18 protein-coding genes, 2 tRNA genes, 1 other RNA gene and 1 pseudogene are annotated in these 20045 nt (G+C 74.9%); 6 read left to right on the top strand and 16 right to left on the bottom strand.

The window, feature by feature from the left end; translation table 11 throughout:
• Nucleotides 1-113: 113 nt before the first annotated feature.
• The 4 genes from AB0J00_RS15355 to AB0J00_RS15370 all read right to left on the bottom strand — a co-directional run bounded on the left by AB0J00_RS15355 (nt 114) and on the right by AB0J00_RS15370 (nt 5712).
• Nucleotides 114-1790 carry an ABC transporter ATP-binding protein gene (locus tag AB0J00_RS15355; RefSeq protein ID WP_357746005.1) on the bottom strand — a complete coding sequence of 559 codons (1677 nt, stop codon included), beginning with the start codon at nt 1788-1790 and terminating at the stop codon, nt 114-116.
• Nucleotides 1787-2818: an ABC transporter permease gene (locus AB0J00_RS15360; protein WP_357746008.1), complete on the bottom strand. Its 1032-nt coding sequence runs from the start codon at nt 2816-2818 to the stop codon at nt 1787-1789. Before AB0J00_RS15360 ends, AB0J00_RS15355 begins: the two co-directional genes overlap by 4 nt.
• Nucleotide 2819: 1 nt before the next feature.
• The gene (locus AB0J00_RS15365; protein WP_357746011.1) at nt 2820-3929 is read right to left on the bottom strand and encodes an ABC transporter permease; all 1110 of its coding nucleotides are present in this window, start codon (nt 3927-3929) and stop codon (nt 2820-2822) included.
• A gap of 127 nt (nt 3930-4056) precedes the next feature.
• Nucleotides 4057-5712 carry an ABC transporter substrate-binding protein gene (locus tag AB0J00_RS15370; RefSeq protein ID WP_357746013.1) on the bottom strand — a complete coding sequence of 552 codons (1656 nt, stop codon included), beginning with the start codon at nt 5710-5712 and terminating at the stop codon, nt 4057-4059.
• Between the two features lie 182 nt (nt 5713-5894).
• Between AB0J00_RS15370 and AB0J00_RS15375 the strand changes: the two genes are divergently transcribed.
• Nucleotides 5895-6335: a PPOX class F420-dependent oxidoreductase gene (locus tag AB0J00_RS15375; RefSeq protein ID WP_357746015.1), complete on the top strand. Its 441-nt coding sequence runs from the start codon at nt 5895-5897 to the stop codon at nt 6333-6335.
• Between the two features lie 22 nt (nt 6336-6357).
• On the opposite strand, the gene AB0J00_RS15380 is transcribed toward AB0J00_RS15375, so the two are convergent.
• Nucleotides 6358-8514: a TPM domain-containing protein gene (locus tag AB0J00_RS15380; RefSeq protein ID WP_357746017.1), complete on the bottom strand. Its 2157-nt coding sequence runs from the start codon at nt 8512-8514 to the stop codon at nt 6358-6360.
• A 38-nt stretch (nt 8515-8552) separates the two neighbouring features.
• A complete protein-coding gene (locus tag AB0J00_RS15385; RefSeq protein WP_357746019.1) occupies nt 8553-9314 on the bottom strand; it encodes a VOC family protein in 762 nt (253 codons plus the stop codon).
• Between the two features lie 155 nt (nt 9315-9469).
• Here AB0J00_RS15385 and AB0J00_RS15390 point away from each other — a divergent pair, with 155 nt between their 5' ends.
• Nucleotides 9470-9823, top strand: a complete 354-nt coding sequence (locus AB0J00_RS15390; RefSeq protein ID WP_357746020.1) for a Rieske (2Fe-2S) protein — start codon at nt 9470-9472, stop codon at nt 9821-9823.
• Nucleotides 9824-9867: 44 nt separating this feature from the next.
• On the opposite strand, the gene recR is transcribed toward AB0J00_RS15390, so the two are convergent.
• The 5 genes from recR to ffs form a co-directional block, all read right to left on the bottom strand.
• The gene (gene recR / locus AB0J00_RS15395) at nt 9868-10467 is read right to left on the bottom strand and encodes a recombination mediator RecR (protein ID WP_357746022.1); all 600 of its coding nucleotides are present in this window, start codon (nt 10465-10467) and stop codon (nt 9868-9870) included.
• 64 nt (nt 10468-10531) lie between these two features.
• Nucleotides 10532-10861, bottom strand: coding sequence for a YbaB/EbfC family nucleoid-associated protein (locus tag AB0J00_RS15400; RefSeq protein ID WP_357746025.1), 330 nt, complete (start codon nt 10859-10861; stop codon nt 10532-10534).
• A gap of 59 nt (nt 10862-10920) precedes the next feature.
• Nucleotides 10921-13317, bottom strand: coding sequence for a DNA polymerase III subunit gamma and tau (locus AB0J00_RS15405; RefSeq protein WP_357746027.1), 2397 nt, complete (start codon nt 13315-13317; stop codon nt 10921-10923).
• A gap of 57 nt (nt 13318-13374) precedes the next feature.
• A complete protein-coding gene (locus AB0J00_RS15410; protein ID WP_357746030.1) occupies nt 13375-14046 on the bottom strand; it encodes a YceI family protein in 672 nt (223 codons plus the stop codon).
• A gap of 95 nt (nt 14047-14141) precedes the next feature.
• An RNA gene (gene ffs, locus AB0J00_RS15415) (signal recognition particle sRNA small type) lies at nt 14142-14237 on the bottom strand.
• Between the two features lie 203 nt (nt 14238-14440).
• Here ffs and AB0J00_RS15420 point away from each other — a divergent pair.
• Nucleotides 14441-15259, top strand: a pseudogene (locus AB0J00_RS15420) (EamA family transporter); the annotation flags it as partial.
• 66 nt (nt 15260-15325) lie between these two features.
• Here the strand turns inward: AB0J00_RS15420 and AB0J00_RS15425 are convergent.
• A tRNA-Ser gene (locus tag AB0J00_RS15425) sits at nt 15326-15410 on the bottom strand.
• 164 nt (nt 15411-15574) lie between these two features.
• On the opposite strand from AB0J00_RS15425, the gene AB0J00_RS15430 reads away from it, so the two are divergent.
• The 3 genes from AB0J00_RS15430 to AB0J00_RS15440 are packed head-to-tail and all read left to right on the top strand — an operon-like array spanning nt 15575 to nt 18281.
• Complete coding sequence (locus tag AB0J00_RS15430; RefSeq protein WP_357746033.1) at nt 15575-15928, top strand: hypothetical protein; 354 nt, start codon at nt 15575-15577, stop codon at nt 15926-15928.
• A 43-nt stretch (nt 15929-15971) separates the two neighbouring features.
• On the top strand, nt 15972-17705 hold the full coding sequence (locus tag AB0J00_RS15435; protein WP_357746035.1) for a serine/threonine-protein kinase: 1734 nt from the start codon (nt 15972-15974) through the stop codon (nt 17703-17705).
• 48 nt (nt 17706-17753) lie between these two features.
• Nucleotides 17754-18281 (top strand): hypothetical protein, encoded by a 528-nt coding sequence (locus AB0J00_RS15440; RefSeq protein WP_357746038.1) that lies wholly within the window; start codon nt 17754-17756, stop codon nt 18279-18281.
• Nucleotides 18282-18337: 56 nt separating this feature from the next.
• Here AB0J00_RS15440 and AB0J00_RS15445 read toward each other — a convergent pair.
• From AB0J00_RS15445 to AB0J00_RS15460, 4 genes are all read right to left on the bottom strand, one after another.
• Nucleotides 18338-18422: transfer RNA gene (locus tag AB0J00_RS15445), tRNA-Ser, on the bottom strand.
• A gap of 10 nt (nt 18423-18432) precedes the next feature.
• A complete protein-coding gene (locus tag AB0J00_RS15450; protein WP_357746040.1) occupies nt 18433-18891 on the bottom strand; it encodes a nucleoside deaminase in 459 nt (152 codons plus the stop codon).
• The gene (locus tag AB0J00_RS15455) at nt 18888-19526 is read right to left on the bottom strand and encodes an HAD family hydrolase (RefSeq protein WP_357746042.1); all 639 of its coding nucleotides are present in this window, start codon (nt 19524-19526) and stop codon (nt 18888-18890) included. The genes AB0J00_RS15450 and AB0J00_RS15455 overlap by 4 nt, the downstream gene beginning before the upstream one ends.
• Nucleotides 19523-20041, bottom strand: coding sequence for a tRNA adenosine deaminase-associated protein (locus tag AB0J00_RS15460; protein WP_357746043.1), 519 nt, complete (start codon nt 20039-20041; stop codon nt 19523-19525). Before AB0J00_RS15460 ends, AB0J00_RS15455 begins: the two co-directional genes overlap by 4 nt.
• Nucleotides 20042-20045: the final 4 nt, after the last annotated feature.

The raw sequence follows: 20045 nt of genomic DNA on the forward strand, positions 1-20045 counted from the left end.
CGGCCCCCCCGCGCCCCACCCCCACGCGGGCCGGCACCCCCCCGGCCGGGCGGTGGCGCGTGCCGCGGGCCCGGCGCCCCCCCCGCCCCCCCCCCCCCCCCCCCCCACTCCGACTACGTGAGCTGCTCCCAGCGGGCGCGGCGGGCGGCCTGCTCGACCGGGTCGGGCACCGGCAGCGAGGCCAGCAGCCGCTGGGTGTACTCGTGCTGCGGCGCGCCCAGCACCTGCGCGCCGGTGCCCTCCTCGACCAGCCGGCCGCGGTAGAGCACCGCGATCCGGTCGGCGAGCAGGTCGACGACGGCGAGGTCGTGGCTGATGAACAGGCAGGCGAAGCCCAGCTCGCGCTGCAACTCGTCGAACAGCTCCAGCACCCGGGCCTGCACCGACACGTCCAGCGCGGACGTCGGCTCGTCGGCGATCAGCAGCTCCGGGTCCAGCGCGATGGCCCGGGCGAGGCTGGCCCGCTGCCGCTGCCCGCCGGACAGCTCGTGCGGGTACCGGTCGCCGAACGCCTTCGGCAGCTGCACGGCCTCCAGCAGCTCGTCGACCCGGGGCCGCGCGGCCCGCGGGTCCTTGGCCCGCTTGTGCACCACCAGCGGCTCGGCGACCGCCTCGGCGATGGTCAGCAGCGGGTTGAAGCTGGACGCCGGGTCCTGGAAGACGAACCCGACCCGCTCGCGCACCGGCCGGAACACCTTCTCCTTGACGCCGTTCATCTCCACGCCGTGCACCTGCAGCGACCCGCCGGTCACCTTGGTCAGCCCGGCCATGGCGCGGCCGATCGTCGTCTTGCCGCTGCCGGACTCGCCGACCAGCCCGAGCACCTCGCCGGGGCGGATGCTGAAGCTGACACCGTCGACGGCAACGAAGTCCGGCTTGCGCAGCCGACCGGGGTAGACGATCCGCAGGTCGCGGGCCTCGACCACGGGGGTGGCCTCGGCCCAGCCGGGACGGCGGGCCGCGGCCCGCTCCTCGGTCCGCACCCGGCCCTCGCCCAGCCGCGGCACGGCGCCCAGCAGCTGCTTGGTGTAGTCCTCCTGCGGGGCGGAGAACAGCGTCGCGACGTCCGCCTGCTCGACGATCTCGCCGCGGTACATGACCGCCACCCGGTCGGCGAGGTCGGCGACCACGCCCATGTTGTGGGTGATCAGCACGATCGCGGTGTTGAACTCGTCGCGGCACCGGCGCAGCAGGTCGAGAATCTCGGCCTGCACGGTGACGTCGAGCGCGGTGGTCGGCTCGTCGGCGATGATCACGCCGGGGTCGAGCACCAGCGCCTGGGCGATGACGATGCGCTGCTTCTGCCCGCCGGAGAACTGGTGCGGGTAGTGGTCGATGCGCACCTCGGGGTCGGGGATCCCGACCCGGCGCAGCACGTCGACGGCCTTGGCGCGGGCCTCCTTGCGGCTGTACCTCCCGTGCGCGCGCAGGCCCTCGATGATCTGCCAGCCCACCGGGTACACCGGGTTCAGCGCGGTCGAGGGCTCCTGGAACACCATCGCGGCGTCCTCACCGCGGACCGCCGACAGCTGCGCGCCGCGCAGCGGGACGACGTCCTGGGCGTTGGACCCGTCCTTGGCGCTGAGGACGACGGCGCCGCGGACGCTGGCCGTCTCCGGCAGCAGCCCCAGGATGCTGCGCGCGGTGACGGTCTTGCCGCTGCCGCTCTCCCCCACGATGGCCAGCACCTCGCCGGCCTCCACCTGCAGGCTCACGCCCTTGACCGCCGGCACGGTGCCGGCGTCGGTGGCGAAGGAGATCTGCAGGTCCTTGATGTCGACGACGGTCACGGGTGAGCTCCTTCGGCCGCGTCGGAGAGCAGCACGCCGCCGGGCTCGACGGCGCCGGCCGGTGGCGGGTCGTCCGCGGCGCGCCGGCTGCGCAGCCGCGGGTCGGCCAGGTCGTTGAGGCTCTCGCCGACCAGGGTCAGCGCGAGCACGGTCAGCACGATCGCCAGACCCGGGAAGATCGAGGTCCACCAGATGCCGCTGGTGACGTCGGCGATCGACTTGTTCAGGTCGAAGCCCCACTCGGCGGCCGCGGTCGGCTGGATGCCGAAGCCGAGGAAGCCCAGGCCGGCCAGGGTGAGGATCGCCTCGGAGGCGTTGAGCGTGAGGATCAGCGGCAGCGTGCGGGTGGCGTTGCGCAGCACGTGCCGGGCCATGATCCGCCAGTTGCTGGCGCCGATGACCTTGGCCGACTCGACGAACGCCTCGGACTTGATCCGCACCGTCTCGGCGCGCACCACGCGGAAGTACTGCGGGATGAACACCACGGTGATCGAGATGGCCGCGGCGAAGATGCCGCCCCACAGGCTGGACTGCCCGCCGCTGATCACGATCGCCATGACGATGGCCAGCAGCAGCGAGGGGAAGGCGTAGATCGCGTCGCAGACGACGACCAGCACCCGGTCCAGCCAGCCGCCGAAGTAGCCCGACACCAGACCGAGCAGCACGCCCACGACGATCGACAGCAGGACGGCGACCACGATGACCGCCAGCGCCGTCCGGGAGCCGTAGATGACCCGGGACAGCACGTCGTAGCCGCCGACGGTGGTGCCGAGCAGGTGGTCCGCCGACGGGCTCACCTGCGCGCCGAACGGCCCGTCGGCGTCGCGGAGCTGGTTGTAGCCGTAGGGCGCGAGCAGCGGCGCGAAGACAGCGGCGAGCACGAACACGGCCGACAGCACCAGGCCGGTGACGAGCATGCCGCGCTGCAGGCCGACGCTCTGCCGCAGCTGGTGGACGACGGGCAGCTGGCGCCAGCCACGCCGGCGGCGGGCCGGGGCCTCGGCGGGCGGGGTCACTGCGGTGGCCATCTCAGTACCTCACCCGCGGGTCGATGAACGCCGCGACGACGTCGACGATGAAGTTGGTGACCGCGACGATGACCGCGAGCATGGCCACGATGCCCTGCACGGCCACGAAGTCGCGGTTGGACAGGTACTGGGCCAGCTGGAAGCCCAGGCCCTTCCACTCGAAGGTGGTCTCGGTGAGCACCGCGCCGCCGAGCAGCATGGCCACCTGCAGGCCGATGACGGTGATGATCGGGATGAGCGCCGGCCGGTAGGCGTGCTTGCGCAGCAGCCGCGACTCCCGGACGCCGCGCGAGCGGGCGGCCTCGACGTAGCCGGTGCCCAGCGTGCCGATGACGTTGGTGCGCACCAGCCGGAGGAAGACACCGGCGGTCAGCAGGCCCAGCGCCACGGCGGGCAGGACGGCGTGCTCGAGCACGTCCCGGACGACCTCGCCGTTGCCGAGCCGGATCGCGTCGACCAGGTAGATGCCGGTCTTGCTGGGCAGCGTCGACAGCTCGATCTCCGAGCCGGTCGAGGCGCGGCCGGACACCGGCAGCCAGCCCAGCTTGACCGCGAAGACCAGCTTCAGGATCAGGCCGGCGAAGAAGACCGGGGTGGCGTAGCAGAGGATCGCGAACACCCGCAGCACGGCGTCCGGGAAGCGGTCGCGGAACCACGCGGCGGCCAGGCCCAGCGGGATGCCGACCAGGAAGGCGACGATCAGCGAGTAGACGGCGAGCTCGAGCGTCGCGGCGCCGAAGGTGGTGAGCACCTCGGTCACCGGGCGGCGGTCCGACAGCGTCGTCCCGAAGTCGCCGTGCAGGATGTCGCCGAGGTAGTCGAGGTACTGGCTGATGACCGGCCGGTCGTAGCCGGCCGCGTGGATGCGCTCCTGCAGCTGCTCCGGGGTCAGCCGGCCGCCCTGCGCGGCGGTGATCGGGTCACCGGTCGTGCGCATGAGGAAGAAGACGGTCGTCACCAGGATGAAGATCGTCGGGAAGATCAGCAGGAAGCGGATGAGCAGGTAGCTGCCCAGTCCTCCCCCGCTGCGCCGGCGCTTCGCCGGCGGTGCGGCGGCGGCGCCGTCGCCCTGCGTCGAGCTGCCGGTCAGCTCGCTGGTGGTCGTGGTCATGTCTCCCTGCCGTCCGGGCCGTGTGCCGGGATGTCGCCGGTCATGGTGCGCTCACGTGGACACGCACCGGGCCCCGGGTGCCTCGCGTGTGCGCGAGTCACCCGGGGCCCGGGCCGTGCGGTGGTTCTCAGCCCTTGCTCAGGACGCCGTACCGGAACTTGAACGAGGCGTCGAGGGTGTCCTCGGTGCCGCTGACGTCCTTGCCGACGACGGCGATCTGCGAGCCCTGCAGGTACGGGACGGTCGCGAGGTCCTTGGCCTCCTCGGTCTGCACCTGCTCGATGAGCTGCTTGCGCGCGTCCTTGTCCTGCTCGACGACCTCACGCTGGATCAGGTCGTTGACGGTCGGGTTCGAGTAGTGGTTCTTCAGGAACGCCGTGGTCTCGGCCGTGTTGAGGAAGAACGGCGTGAGGTAGTTGTCGGCGTCCGAGAAGTCGGGGAACCAGCCCAGCTGGTAGGCCGGGTAGACGTCGGAGGTGCGGTCCTTGGAGTACTGCACCCACTCGGTCGACTGCAGGTTGACCTTGAACAGGCCGCTCTTCTCCAGCTGGTCCTTGATCAGCGCGTACTCGTCACCCGAGGACGGGCCGTAGTGGTCGGTGCTGAACTGCAGGCTCAGCTCCACCGGGGAGGTGATGCCGGCCGCCTGCAGGCGCTGCTTGGCCTTGTCGGCGCTGGGGCCGCCGCTGCCGTCGCCGTAGGCGTCCTTGAGCGGGGTGATCGCCCCGGTCAGGCCCTCGGGGACGAAGGAGTACAGCGGGGTGTACGTGCCCTTGTAGACCTGGTCCGACAGCTCCTTGCGGTCGATCAGGTCGGCGACCGCCTGGCGGACGGCGAGCGCCTTGGCCGGGTCGGCGCCCTGCGCCTTGGCGCCGAAGGGCTGGGTGTCGAAGTTGAACGTGATGTAGCGGATCTCGCCGCCGGGACCGTCGACGACCTTGACCGCGTCGTTCTTGCGCAGGTCGGCGACGTCGGTGGCCGACAGGCTGCGGAAGGCGACGTCGATGTTGCCCTGCTGGATGTCCAGCTTCAGGTTCGAGGCGTCGGCGTAGTACTTGACGTTGACCTTGTCGGTCTTCGGCTTGGGCAGCGCACCCTTGTAGTCCGGGTTCGCCTGGTACTGCACCAGGTTGTTCTGGTCGTAGCTGGTGATCGTGTACGGCCCCGCGAAGGACTTGCCCTTGACGATGTCGGCGTCGGGGGTCAGCGCGTCGGGCGACAGGACCTCCTCGTCGACGATCGGGCCGGTGTTGGTCGACAGCACCTGCGGGAACGTCTGGTCGTTGGCGACCTTGAGGTGGAACACGACCGTCGTCGGGTCGGTCGCCTCGGTGCTGTCCAGGTTCGCCAGCAGCGAGGCCGGGCCGTCGGGCGCGTTGATCTTCAGCACCCGGTCGAAGCTGAACTTCACGTCGGAGCTGGTCAGGTCGTGACCGTTGGCGAACTTCAGGCCCGACTTCAGCTTGACCGTGTAGTCGGTCGGGCTGGTGAAGCTGGCCGACTCGGCGATGTCGGGCTTGACGTCGGGGCTGCCCGGCACGGTGTTCATGAGGAACGGGTAGACCTGGTTCATCACCGTGAACGAGCCGTTGTCGTACGAGCCCGCCGGGTCCAGGGTCACGATCTTGTCGCTGGTGCCGATCGTCAGCGTGCCGCCGCCGCTCGAGCCGCCGCTGCCGCTGTCGCCGTCGCCGCCGCCGCACGCGGTCAGCGCGAGCGCCGACACCGCGATGCCCGCCGTTGCGACCAGCGCACGCCGGCCGCCGTTCGGGACCGAAGTCATCCGTTACCTCGTTCTCATGGGAGCCGGCCGCAGGCGCGGAGGCGCCACCGGGGCCGACTGTGGCCATCGGGAGGAGACATGCCTAGCACAGCTGATCCAACGGTCAACGACATGATCCACACCCGTTACCGTCTCGTGATGGCGTTCCCACGGCCGAACACGGCGTTGACCGGAGGACTTCGATGACCGCTGCGCCCACCCCCGACCCCCGGCTGCTGGCGTTCGTCGCCGCCCACCGCTGGGGCGTGCTCGCCACCCTGAAGCGGGACGGCCGGCCGCAGCTGTCCAACGTTGGCTACAGCTGGGACGACGGGCTGCTCCGCATCTCCGTCACCGCCGACCGGGCCAAGACCCGCAACCTGCTCGCCGACCCGCGGGCCAGCCTGCACGTGACCTCGCCGGACTTCTGGAGCTGGGTGGTCGCCGAGGGCACCGCGGAGCTCACCCCGCCGTGCGCCGACCCGGACGACGCGACCGCCGACGAGCTGGTCGCGTACTACCGCGGCGTCTCCGGCGAGCACCCGGACTGGGCCGAGTTCCGCCGGGCCATGGTGGCCGAGCGGCGGCTGGTGGTCCGGCTGCGCCCGACGCACGCGTACGGCCAGGTCAGCGCGGACTCCTAGGCCGGCGCCACCCGGCGGGGGGTCAGAACGAGCCGCTGTCCCCGCCGCCGAAGTCGCCGCCGCCGAAGTCCCCGCCGCCGAAGTCGCCGCCGCCGAAGTCCCCGCCACCGAAGGCGCCGTAGTCGTTGTCGTGGCCGCCGCCGGACAGCAGCCCGCCGAGCACCAGCCCGCCGAGCCCCCAGCCCAGGGCGTTGCCCATCCCGCCGCCGCGGGGCCGGCCGAAGCCGCCGCCGTAGCCACCGCCGTAGCCACCGCCGCCGAAACCGCCACCGCCGTAGCCCCCGCCGCCGTAGCCGCCGCCACCCCAGCCGTAGCCGGTCTGCTGCGACCACCGGGACACGTCGTCCTGGGCCAGCCGCAGCGAGTCCTGGGCCAGCCGGTCGGCGAGCTGGGCCTCGCGCAGCCCGGCGACCGGGTCGCTGCTCGCCCCGCTGACCGCGGCCGACAGGTGCCGCTCGGCCTCGGCCAGCCGGGTGCGGGCCTCGCTGCCCACCGCGCCGCGGCGGGTGGAGATGAAGTCGCCGGCGGCGGCCACCCCGGACCGGGCGGTGAGCAGCGCCTGGTCCAGCGCAGCGGCGGCCCGCTGCGCCTGGACGCGGGCATCGCGGGCGCTCTCCAGCGCCTGGTCCAGGGCGGTGTCGGCCTCCTCGAGGCGGCGGAGCGCGGCGAGCGGGTCGGGCCGGCTGCCGTCACGGGGCCGGAGCAGCTCGTCGGCGGAGGCCAGCGCCGCCTCGGCCCGGGCGACCGGGGCGCGCAGGTCACCGGCGCCCGGGCCGCCGGCGGCGGCGCGCGCCTCGGCCAGGTCGCCCTCCACCCCGGCGCGGGCGGCGGGCAGCCGCTGCTCAGCGGCGGCCAGGTCGGCGGCCAGCCGCTCGACGCTGTCCAGCAGCGTCGCGCTCTGGGCGACGGCGTCCTCGGCGGTGCGCAGCTGGGCGACCGAGCGCCCGGTCTCCCCGCTCTCCACGGCGGTGCGCGCCTGGGTCAGCGCCTGGCCGGCCGCGGCCAGCCGGGTGCCGGCCTCGGCGACGTTGCCCTGCACCGGGCCCACCGCCGACTCGGCGTAACGGCCCTGCAGGTCGGCGAGCCGCTGCTCGGCCTGCGGGAGCCGCTGCTGCAGCTCGGCCATCCGGCCGGTCAGCTCCTCCAGCGCCTGCGGCGCGGTGCGCTCCCGGTCGCGCAACTGGCCGAGCGCGTCGTTCTGCGCGGCCAGCCGGCGGTCGGCGGAGCCGGTGAGGCCGAGCAGGTCGGTGAGCATCCGGCGCTGCGTCGGCTCGTCCTCGGGGATCTCGTCGTCGAGCAGCTGGCGGATGGCGAACGCGCGGGCGAGCTCGTCACGCGCGGCGGCCAGCTCCTGGTCCAGGCCGGGCACCGCCTCCGCGCCGTACTGGGCGCGGGCGAAGTCGAGGTCGAGGCCCGCCGTGCGCGCCCGCTCGTCGAGGTCGAGCAGCGCCTGGCTCGCCCGGTAGTTGAGCTGCTCGGTGGGGACACCGGCGTGCGGATCGGGCCGCGGGATGGCCCGGGTCTGCGGCTGGGCGGCGAGCTCGGCGGCCTTGCGCCGGCGACCGCGGAAGAACAGGTAGGCGCCGCCACCGACCAGCGCGATGAGGACCAGCGTCACGAGGACTGCTCCCCCGCCGCCACCCCCGCCGGAGTTCGAGCTGCTCGATGCGCCGGAGCTGCCCTGGCGGGCGCCGGGCAGCCCGTCGGCGAACGCGGAGACCGCGCCTGCCCAGTCGCTGTCGGACAGTTGGGGCCGGACGTCCTGCTGGTCGAGCTGGCGCACCTCGTCGACGGCGAACGCGCCGCCGGCGTAGACCCCGAAGCGTCGCTCCCCGGTGGCGACCGCGAACACCGCATCGCTGCGGCCGAGTCCGGTGGCCCGTGCGGCCTGGGCCGCCCACGCGTCGGGATCGGCGGTGCCGTCGAACCGGTTCACGAAGACGACGTAGAGCCCGATGCCCTCGTCGGACGCGAGCCGGTCGACGGTGTCGCGCACCTCGTCGGCGTCGTTGCCCAGGACGCCCGCGGAGTCGGTGACCCGCTCGGTCAGCCGGCCCGGCGCCTCGGCGGAGGCGGTGCCGGGGACGAGGAGCACGGCGGCGAGCGCCGTCAGGACGGCCAGCAGGAGGGCGACGGGACGGGGGGCGGACGGACGGCGGAGGTGGGGCACGCGCTCCATCGTGCCCACCTCCCCGTCGTCGTGCTCAGCAGCCGCCGTCAGCTGTCCGTCTCCTGCATGACCGAGAACGGCGCACCCCACAGGTCGGTTCCCACCGCGAACCGCCCGTAGGGGCTGTCCTGCGCGGCGAGCAGCACCTTGCCGCCACCGGCCTCCAGCCGCCGCACCGCGTCGTCCGCGGAGACGACGGAGAAGCAGGTGGTCCAGCCGCGGGGCAGGTCGGGCCCGAGACCGCCGAGACCGCCGAGCGGCCGGTCGTCGACGGCGAAGGTGGAGTAGCCGCCCGACTCCGGGATCTCGGTCCAGCGGTGGCCGAACACCGCGCTGTAGAACTCGCGGGCGCCGGCCGGGTCCTCGACCGCGGCCTCGTTCCAGACCACCGTCCCGGGCTCGTTGAAGACGTTCTCGCCGATGAACCCGCCGGCCTCCCACAGGCCGAAGACGTTGCCCTCCGGGTCGAGCGCGATCGCGAAGCTGCCCTGGTCGAGCACCGCCATCGGCGGGGCCACGACCGTGCCCCCGGCCGCGGTGATGCGCTCGGCGGTGGCCTCGGCGTCGTCCGTGGCGAAGTAGGTGGTCCAGGCGGCGGGGCCGTCGTCCTCGCTCTGCCGCGGCATCAGCCCGGCCGCCGGGCGGCCGTCGACCACGGCGAACAGGTAGCCGCCGGACGACGGGTCGCCGCCGGCGTACTCCCACCCGAAGAGGTCGGAGTAGAAGGCGCGGGCAGCGGTGAGCTCGACGGCGTTGTAGTCGACCCAGCAGGGGGTGCCGGCCGGCCAGGGGACGTCGCGGGTGGGCATGGTTCCTCCTCGGACGGGCGGATCTGCTCGACCGCCGAACCGTCCCACCGGCGTCCGACGTTCTCGGCCGCCGCCCGCGCGAGGTCTGCACGTCGCTGCGCTGGGTAGGGCACCGCCCACCCACCGCTCGCGCACCCACCCGCCCTGGAGGCACCGTGCCCGACCACGTCCCCGCCGCCGACCTGCCCCCGGGCGCCGTCCGGCGGGCCGGCCAGTGGGCGGTGGCCAACACCGGCGACCGCACGACGGCCGTCTCCCGCCGCTGCCGGCACCAGTTCGCCGACCTCGCGGAGGGGCACCTCGACGCCGAGGGGTGCCTGGTGTGCCCGTGGCACCAGAGCCGCTACGACCTGTCGACCGGCGAGATGGTGTCCGGACCGCGCGGGTTCCTCGGCTACCACGGCCCGGCGCCGGGCTACTCGGGCCTGGTCAAGCGGGTCGGCCAGGTGGTGCGGCTCCGCGTCCGCCGCGCCGTCCGCCGCGGCGACGACTACGTCGTCGAGGGCTGAGGCGGAGTGGATCCGTCGAGCTCAGCGCGACGGATCCACTCCGACTAGGCATCGATGCGGCGGCGGCCCTCGAAGGCCCGGCCGAGGGTGACCTCGTCGGCGTACTCGAGGTCACCGCCCACCGGCAGGCCGCTGGCCAGCCGGGAGACCGCCATGCCCAGCGGGGCGACCAGCCGGGCCAGGTAGGCGGCGGTCGCCTCGCCCTCGAGGTTGGGGTCGGTGGCGATGATCAGCTCGGTGACCGTGCCGTCCATCAGCCGGGTCATCAGCTCCTTGACCCGCAGGTCGTCGGGGCCGATGCCCTCGATCGGGCTGATCGCGCCGCCGAGCACGTGGTAGCGGCCCTTGAACTCGCGGGTGCGCTCGACCGCCACGACGTCCTTGGGCTCCTCGACGACGCAGATGACGTCGTCGGCCCGCCGGGGGTCGCGGCAGATCCGGCACTGCTCGCCCTCGGCGACGTTGAAGCAGGTCACGCAGAAGCGGACCTCGGCCTGCACCCGCTGCAGCGCGGCGACCAGCCGCCCGACGTCGGCCGACTCGGCGGCCAGCAGGTGGAAGGCGATGCGCTGCGCGCTCTTGGGCCCGACGCCGGGCAGTCGCCCGAGCTCGTCGATCAGGTCCTGGACAGCGCCCTCGTACACGGTTCTCCTTCGCTCGGAGTGCCGGGGCGCGGAGAACGCGCCCCGGGCACTCCTGTGGGGTGGATCAGAGGCCGGGGAGCCCCAGGCCGCCGCCCATCCCGCCGGTCAGCGGGCCCATCGTCCGGGCGGTGAGCTCCTGCGCGTTGCGGTTGGCGTCGCGGACGGCGGCGATGACCAGGTCCTGCAACGTCTCGACGTCGTCGGGGTCGACGGCGGCCGGCGCGATGGTGAGCGCGGTCAGCTCGCCCTGGCCGGTCATGATGGCGCTGACCAGGCCGCCACCGGCGGTGCCGGTGACCTCGACCTGGGCCAGCTGCTCCTGGGCGGCGGCGAGCTGCTGCTGCATCTTCTGCGCCTGCTTCATCAGCTGCTGCATGTTCGGCTGCGGGGGCATGCTCCGAGCGTAGGTGCTGGTGCCGACGAACCGCGGTGGCGCGGCGAGGTGGCCCTGTCCTAGCTGCTCTCGATCGGGCGGGCCCCGAGCTGCGCGCGCAGCAGCGCCAGCGCGGCCTGCTCGGCGTCGACCGCCGGGGAGTGGTCGTCGACGTCGGGGCTCGCGTCCCGCTCGGCCAGCAGCTCGGCGGCCTCGGCGGTCTCGGCGGCCTCCGCCGCGGCGCGGGCGGCGACCGGGTCGGGTGCCGCGCTGATGCCGCCCCGGACCGGGGGCGGGGCGGCCGCCCCCGGACCGCCGTCGACGACCGCCTGCACCTTCCAGCGCACCCCGAGCAGCTCCTCGAGGGACTGCCGGATGACGTCCTTGTTGAGGTCGTCGCCGAGCCGGCGGGCCAGCGCCGGGGAGGTGGTGGCCAGCGTCAGGGTCCCGTTGGCCAGCTCCTGCACCTGCGCGTTCTTGAGCAGCGCCTCGGTGGTGCGCTTGTGCTTCTTGACCACGCCGAGCAGCTCGGGCCAGATCCGCCGCACGTCGGCGGTGGTCAGCTCGTCGGACCCGCCGGCCGGCTCGGGCGGGTTGGCCGACACGACCGGCGTCGGCTCCCCGCCGCGCGGCGCGGGCGCGGACTCGGCGGCCGCCCGCTGGGGTGCTGCCGGCTGCGGGTCGGGCTGCTGCGGGGCGGCCGGCCGGGCCGCGGCGGCGGGACGGGCCGGCTGCGGCCAGTCCTCGTCGTCGGTGGGCTCGGGCGGGAGCGGGATGTCCGGCTCGGAGGTGGCGGCGGCGGGCCGGCGCGGCTCCTCGGCCGGGGCTGCGGGCGCGGACGGGGCGCTCGCCGGCGCGGTCGCGACTGCCTCGCGGCGGCCGCCACCGGGCTGCGCGGGCACCGGCCAGCCGTCGTCACCCTCCGGCGCGGGAGCCGGGGCGGGACGGCGGGCCGCGGCGGCGCCGGGGCGGGCGGGGGTCGGCCAGCCGTCGTCGCCCTCCGGCGCCGGAGCCGGGGTGGCGGGCTCCGGCGCGGCGGAGGCCGGGGGCTGCTCGGCGGCCGCGGGCTCGGGGGCCCGGGGGGCCGCGGCGGCGGGCGCAGCAGGGGCAGGGGCCGGGTCCGCCTGGCCGCGCTGCGACGGCCGCACGTACGCCGGCCGGTTGCCGGTGTCGGCGGCCGGCGGGCGCGCCGGGGTGGCCTGGGTCGGGGCGGCCTGGGTCGGGGCGGCCTGGGGCGGGGCGGCCGCAGGAACGGGCGCGGCGACGGGCGCCGGGGCGGTGAACGACCCGGCGGGCCGGCCGGCGTGCTCGCCGGCGATCGACATCCGCCGCTCCAGCCGCTCGAGGCGCTGCAGGGTGGCCTGCGCCGAGCCGTCGACGGCGGGCAGCAGCATCCGGGCGCAGACCAGCTCGAGCAGCAGCCGGGGCGCGGTGGTGCCGCGCATCTCCGTGAGCCCCTCGTGCACGGTGTCGGCCAGCCGGGAGAGCGTGGCCGCGCCCAGCGCCTGGGCCTGCCGGGTCATCAGGTCCAGCCGGTCGGGCGGGCAGTCGAGCAGCCCGTTGCCGCCGGCCTCGGGCACGGCGTCGAGCACGATCAGGTCGCGCAGCCGGTCGAGCAGGTCGGTGGCGAAGCGGCGGGGGTCGTGCCCGGCCTCGACCACCCGGTCGACGGCCTGGAACACCCCCGGCGCGTCGGAGGCGGCGAGCGCGTCGACCGCCTCGTCCAGCAGCGCCTCGTCCGTGACGCCGAGCAGGCCGACGGCATCGCGGTAGGTGACGCCGCCGGCGCCCGCACCGGCCAGCAGCTGGTCGAGGATCGACAGCGAGTCGCGCACGGAGCCGCCGCCGGCCCGCACGACCAGCGGGAAGACGGTGGGCTCGACCTGGACGCCCTCGGCGGCGCAGGTCTTCTCCAGCAGGCCGCGCAGCGTGCTCGGCGGCACCAGCCGGAACGGGTAGTGGTGGGTGCGCGACCGGATGGTGGGCAGCACCTTGTCCGGCTCGGTGGTGGCGAAGACGAAGACGAGGAACTCCGGCGGCTCCTCGACGACCTTGAGCAGGGCGTTGAAGCCCTGCGTCGTCACCATGTGCGCCTCGTCGACGATGTAGACCTTGTAGCGGCTGTTCACCGGCGCGAAGAACGCCTTCTCGCGCAGGTCGCGGGCGTCGTCGACACCACCGTGGCTGGCGGCGTCGATCTCCATGACGTCGATCGAGCCGGGGCCGTCGGGGGCGAGCGAGACGCACGAGGTGCAGACGCCGCACGGCGTCGACGTCGGGCCCTGCTCGCAGTTCAGCGAGCGGGCCAGGATCCGCGCCGAGGACGTCTTGCCGCAGCCGCGCGGGCCGCTGAACAGGTACGCGTGGTTGATCCGCCCGCCGTCGACGGCGTTCATCAGCGGTGCGGTGACGTGCTCCTGGCCCACCACCTCGGCGAACGTCGCCGGGCGGTACTTCCGGTAGAGAGCCAGCGCCACGCCACCGACATTACGTGGCCGGACCGACGTTCCCGGCGCGCCGCCGCCCGGTGCGGGTCACTGCTGGGCGAGGTGCAGCAGGAACTCCACCGCACCCTGGTCGTCGACCCGCACGAAGCCGAGGTTCGGCGCCTCGATGCCGTAGTCGCCGAAGGTGACCGGGATCGACCCGGAGAGGTCGACGCCGTCGGCGGTGCGCACCACCGACAGCGGCGCGGTGACCTCCCGGGTCTGGCCGGCGAGGGTCAGGTCGCCGGGGACCTGCACCGTCACCGGCGTCCCGGACAGCTCGGGGACGTCGACCGGCTGGTCGACCCGGAAGGTCGCCGTCGGGTTCTCGTCGACGTGCATGACGTCGTCCCGGAAGTAGCCGTCGCGCTGGCTGCGGTCGGTGCGGATGCTGGCGACGTCGACGTCCACCTGCGCCGACGTGAGGTCACCACCGGTGATCACCACCTGGCCGGTGACCTGGTCGGTGGTGCCGGCGACGGTGACGTCGGCACCGTTGAGCACCTCGTGCACCCGGTACCCGGCGCTCGACCCGGCGACGACGGTCCAGGTGCCGTCGGTCGCGGGGGTCAGGGCGACGTCCGAGGGCTGGGCCTGCACGGTGGCCGCGGGCGGGGCGTCGTCCTCGAGCGCGGCGTAGACCAGCGGGCCGGCGACGACGCCGACCACGACGACACCCACCACTCCACCGACGATCCACCAGGTCCGGCGACGGGGCATGACCACTCCTCTCGTCGTGCAACTTCCATGAACGTTCATGGAAGTCAACCGCACGGGAGGGGGTCTGCACCTGTCGAACAGCTGTGCACCGCAAAAGAAGGGACCCCCCGCACACCCGCCAGAGCCCGCTTATCCTTGCTGCCTTCCGGCCCTGGGGAGGTTCACAGGGTGACGCCGCACGAGGGGTCGCGCACCATCGTAGTCGACGCGGGGACGCCGGCACGCGGGCCGGTGCCGCTACGCTCCCCCGGCATGACGCCCGGTCGCGCCCTCGTCCTGCCCCCGCCGCGCTCCTGACCGGAGCCCCGCGGGCCTGACCGCCGCCTCGCCGGGCGGCGGGGTCGCGCTGCGCTCCGGCTCCCGAGTCCACCGGCCCGGCTCGCCCAGGAGCGTCATGTCCTCCCCCACCCAGCCCACCCCCGCCGCGCGCGGGTTCGCCCTCGTCGTCGGCGCCGCCCTCTGCTGGGGCACCTCCGGTGTCACCGGCGACGTGATCGCGCGCCGCACCGACCTCGACCCGCTCGACGTCGCCTGGTACCGGATGGCGGTCGCGGCCGTCGTGCTCGGCACCGCCACCCTGCTCACCCGCCGCCGGCAGCCCGCTCCGGTGGTGCGCAGCCGCGCCGTCCGGGTGCGGCTGCTGCTGGTGGCCGCCGGCCTGGCCACCTACCAGGCGGCCTACTTCGCCGCGGTCGCCGCCGCCGGGGTGAGCATCGCCACGCTCGTCGCCCTGGGGCTGGCCCCGCTGCTGGTCGCCGTCGGCGCGGCGGCGCTCGGTCACGGCCGACCCGACCGGGCCACCGTGCTCGCGCTGTCGGCCGCGCTCGTCGGGCTGGTGCTGCTCGTGGGCGTGTCGGCCGGCGGCGGCGGGGACACCGTGCTGCTCGGCGCACTCGCCGCGGTGGGCTGCGCGGTCGCCTACGCCGGCGTCGTCGTGGCGTCGTCCGGGGTGCCCGACGGTGTGCCGACGACGACGGTCGGCTTCGTCGTCGGCGCGGTGCTGCTGACCCCGGTCGCGCTGGGCGCGGGGCTCGACGTCACCGGCGACCCGCTGGCCCTGCTGCTGCTGCTCTACCTGGGTGCGGTCCCCAGCGCGCTCGCCTACGGGCTGTTCTTCACCGGGGTGCGCGCGGTGCCGGCCGCGGTCGCGTCGATCGTGACGCTGCTCGAGCCGCTGACCGCGACCGTGCTGGCCGTCGCCCTGCTGGGCGAGCGGCTGACCCCGACCGCGCTGGCGGGCGGGGTCGTGATGCTCGGCGCCGTGACGGCGCTCTACCTGCGGAGGATGGGAGATTCGAACTCCCGAGGGGTTGCCCCCAACCCGCTTTCCAAGCGAGCGCCATAGGCCACTAGGCGAATCCTCCAGTGCTGGGCAGTCTAGCGGGCGGGGGCGGAGGTGCGGACGTCGACCTCGGGGTCACCCGGCCCGGCGGCCCCGGGGGTGGTTGAGTAGACCCGACCGCCACCGGGCCCGGCGGGTGTCGCCGGGCCGCAACCGGAGGGCCCGGAACGGCCGAGGAGGCATTCGATGAGCGACGCGGACAGCACGCAGGTGCGCCCCGAGGTCGTCGCGGCGATCGTGACCGCGCTGCAGGAGACCGACCCGAGCAACCTGCCCGACGACGCGACCCGCGCGGAGAAGGACGCGGCCAAGGACCAGTACCTCACCGGCCTGGTCGCCGGGCGCGCCCAGCGCGAGCGGCAGACCCGCGCCTGGGAGCTGCTGCTCACCCGCGGGCACGACGAGCCGCCGAGCTGGAGCTCGCTGTTCGACGAGCTGCCGGAGAGCTCGGTCACGGAGCTCGGCGAGCTGTTCGACGCGCTGCCCGAGGGAGCCCAGGCCGAGTACGCGCGCCGCTTCGGCACGCCGGTCACCGCCTGACCCCGGCCGGCGCGCTGCCCGTCATGACCCCGCCGTCCCGCCGGTGACCGCACCGGGCTCGCTCGTCGCCGGGCGCTACCGGTTGCGCAGCCGGCTCGGTGGCGGCGCGATGGGCGCGGTCTGGCTGGCCCGCGACGAGCTGCTGGGCCGGGACGTCGCGGTCAAGCAGGTGCTCGTCCCGCTCGGCGTCGAGCCGCGCGTGGCCGAGGAGCACCGGCAGGCGGCGATGCGCGAAGGGCGGATCGCCGCCCGGCTGAGCCACCCGCACGCCATCTCGGTCTACGACATGGTGCTCGACCAGGAGCAGCCCTGGCTGGTCATGGAGTACCTGCCCTCGCGCAGCCTGGCCCAGGTGCTGGCCGAGCGCGGGCTGCTGCCGGTGGCCCAGGTCGCCCAGATCGGCGCGCAGGTCGCCGACGCGCTGGCGGCCACGCACGCGGCGGGGATCGTCCACCGCGACGTGAAGCCGGGCAACGTGCTGATCGGCGAGGGTCCCGGCAAGGACGGCCTGGTCAAGATCACCGACTTCGGGATCTCGCGGGCCCAGGGCGACGTGTCGCTCACCCAGACCGGCGTGGTCAAGGGGACGCCGGCCTTCCTGGCCCCCGAGGTCGCCCGCGGCCAGGAGCCCGACGAGGCCAGCGACGTCTTCTCCCTCGGCGCGACGCTCTACGCCTGCCTCGAGGGCAGCCCGCCGTTCGGGATGACCGAGAACCCGCTGGAGATGCTCTACCGGGTCTCCGGCGGCGACTTCGCCAAGCCGCGGCACGCCGGGGCGCTCACCCGCCCGCTGATGCGGATGCTGGCGATGGACGAGGCCAAGCGGCCGACCATGCCGGAGGTGCGCGACCAGCTGGCCCGGCTGGCCGCCGGCCGGGACCGCGACGTCACCGACGTGCTCAACGCCCGGACGCCGCTGCCTCCGACGCTCACCGACGTCCGGCCGATCGGTGCGCCCACGCCGCCGCCCGCCACCGCGACCCCGTCTGCCACCGCGACCCCGTCTGCCACCGCAGCCCCCGCTCCGGCCGTCACCGCCGCGCCGGTCGCGACCGCCCCCGCGCCGGCCGAGCAGGACCCTGCCGCGGGCCCGCCGGCCGCGGCACCCGACGACGCACCCGCCGCCACGCCGCCGGCCCCACCGCCGGCCACCGCGCCGGCCGGGGAGCCCGCGCGGCGGCGCCGCCGCTGGCCGGTGCTGCTGGCCGCGCTGCTCGTGCTCGCGGTCGCCGGCGTGCTGGTCGGCGTCTGGGCGAACCGCGACACCGACTCCACGGCCACGCCCCCGGCCGACCGGACCCCGGCGGCCACCAGCGCCCCGGCGGCCGAGCCGACGCCCAGCCCGGCGGAGGAGAGCTCCCCGGCGCCGTCGACGAGCGAGGAGCCGCCGGAGACCGCGCCGTCCAGCAGCCCGCCGCCGCCGTCGTCCGAGCCGCCGCCGTCCGAGCCGCCGCCGACCAGCGAGGCACCGGCCGCGGACGTCGCCGGCTTCGTGACCAGCTACTACGCGCTGCTGCCCGGTGATGCGGCGTCGGCGTACGCCCGCACCGGCCCCTACCTGCAGGACGTCGAGAGCCGGGGCAACTACGTCTCGTTCTGGAACCGGTTCCGCTCGGTGCAGCTGTCCGGCGTGCAGCAGACCGGCGAGCTGACCGCGACCGGACGGGTGGTGTTCGTCGAGAAGAACGGCGACCGGCACGACGAGCTGCACCAGTTCACGCTGACCCGCGCCCGCGACGGCTCGCTGCTGATGGACCGCGACGAGCCGATCGGCTGACCGGCCCCGACGCGCGGACCGGCCGGTCCGGCGGCAGGGTGTCTCCCTGTGATCACCGCCAGAACGCGCTGTGCCCTGACCGCCCTCCCGCTGGGCGCCGTCCTGCTGCTCGGGACGGCGTGCGGGGGCGACGACCCGGCCGACGCCGCCGGCGCCGCGAGCTCGTCGTCCTCGTCCTCGTCGGCGGCGTCGTCGTCGGCGGCGTCGTCGTCCTCAGCTGCGCCGTCCTCGTCGGCGTCGGCCGACGACCTCCAGGACGACTTCTGCCGGCAGGCGCCGATGGTGCTGCAGCAGGTGTCGACCGACCTGGGCTCGGTGCAGCAGGCGCCGCAGGAGGCGCCCCAGCGGCTGGCCGCCGCGGTCGACCAGCTCAACCAGCTGCAGCCGCCGCCGGGCGTCGCCCCGCAGTGGCAGCGCTTCGTCGGCGCGGTGACCGGGATGCGCGACCTGGTCGGCAAGCTGGACCTGTCGAACCCGCAGGCCAACACCGGCTACGCCGACGAGCTCGAGGCGCTGCGGCCCGGGCTGATCGACGGCGGGTCGGCCATCGACGACTGGGGCAAGGCCAACTGCTGAGCGGCCGGTACGACGACGGCGGCGCCCCGGGGAACCGGGACGCCGCCGTCGACCTGCGGTGGCGGTGGGATTTGAACCCACGGAGGCTTGCACCTCACACGCTTTCGAGGCGTGCTCCTTCGGCCGCTCGGACACGCCACCGCCGAAGAGGTTACATGGCCCGTCTCGCGCGGAAGAAGGCACGTAGGAGAGCGGCCGACTCGGCGTCCCGGACACCGGCCACGACCTCGGGCCGGTGGTTGAGCCGGCGGTCGCGGACGACGTCCCAGAGCGACCCCACCGCACCCGCCTTCGGGTCGTCCGCGCCGTAGACCACCCGGGCCACCCGGGACAGCACGCTGGCGCCGGCGCACATGGTGCAGGGCTCGAGCGTGACCACCAGGGTCGCGCCGGTCAGCCGCCAGCCGTCGCCGTGCACCCGGGCCGCCTCGCGCAGCGCGAGCACCTCGGCGTGGGCGGTCGGGTCGCCGCGCTTCTCCCGCTCGTTGGCGGCCTCGGCCAGCAGCGCGCCGTCCGGCCCCAGGACGACGGCGCCGATCGGGGTGTCCCCCCACTCCTGCGCGGCCGCCGCCAGCTCCAGCGCCCGCAGCATCGCCTCGTCGTCGGTCATCCCAGGTCCACCCCCGTCAGCTGCGACAGCTCGGCCAGCGCCGCCGCCGGGTCGGTGACCTTGATCGTGGTGAAGCCCAGCGCCCGGGCCGGTTTGAGGTTGATGCCCAGGTCGTCGAGGTAGGCGCAGTCCGCGGCCGCGAGCGGCCGGCCGACGGCGGCCGACAGCCGGTCCAGCGCGCGGGTGTAGATCGCCGGCTCGGGCTTGCGCACCCCCTCGACCGAGGACTCGACGACCGCGTCGAACAGCGCCAGCAGCTCGCCCAGCGGCCCGGTGCGCTCCATCGGCCGCACGTTGTTCGACAGCAGGCCCAGCGGGAACCCGGCGTCCCGCAGCCGGCGCACCGCGGCGACCACCGGCGGGCGCAGGTCACCGGCCAGCGCGGCGAGCACCCGGCCGGCGTCCACGGTGTGCCCGGCGGCGGCCGCCTCGGCCTCGAACGCGGCCCGGAACCCGGCGACGTCCAGCTCCCCGCGCTCGAACCGGGCCCAGGCGTTGGTGTCGGGGGCGGTGCTGTTGAGCCGGCGGATCAGCCCGTCGGGCAGCCCGGCCGCCGCCTCGTACGCGGCGAAGGCGGCCAGGGGGCTGTCGGTGAGCACCCCACCGAGGTCGAAGACGACGGCGCGGACGCTCACGCGGCCGCGACCCGGGTGAGCTGCTCGGCGAAGCCGAGCCGGCCGGCGATCTGCAGCACCATCTCGTCGGCCCACAGGTCGTCGGCGGCGAGCAGCGCCGTGAGCTCGTCGGCGGGCAGGCCCGCGTCGGCGAAGACGTCGAGGTCGCCGCCGGGCCAGCCCTCCTCGTCCTCGTCGAAGGCGGTGGCGTCGTCGACCGGGATGCCGTAGCGCTCGACGACCTCCGCGGCGAGCACCCACTCCTGGAAGGTGGCGTCGGAGATGAGCGCGCGCACCATGCCGCCGGGGCCGTGCCGCAGCACGACGAAGTACAGCCGGCTGTCGACGACGATCACGAACGGGCCGGGCCAGCCGGCGTCGCCCGGCTCGCCGAGCGCCCGCTCCAGCACCGGCAGCTCGTCGTCGGCGTCCGCGGCCAGCAGCGCGCACTCCCAGCGGTCGCCGTCCTTGGCCACCCGGACGGCGAAGCTCGTCCGCAGCCCCGTGGCGCCGGGGTCGGCATCGGGATGGGTCATAGCC

Source organism: Modestobacter sp. NPDC049651 (genome assembly GCF_040659695.1).
GTDB lineage: Bacteria > Actinomycetota > Actinomycetes > Mycobacteriales > Geodermatophilaceae > Modestobacter.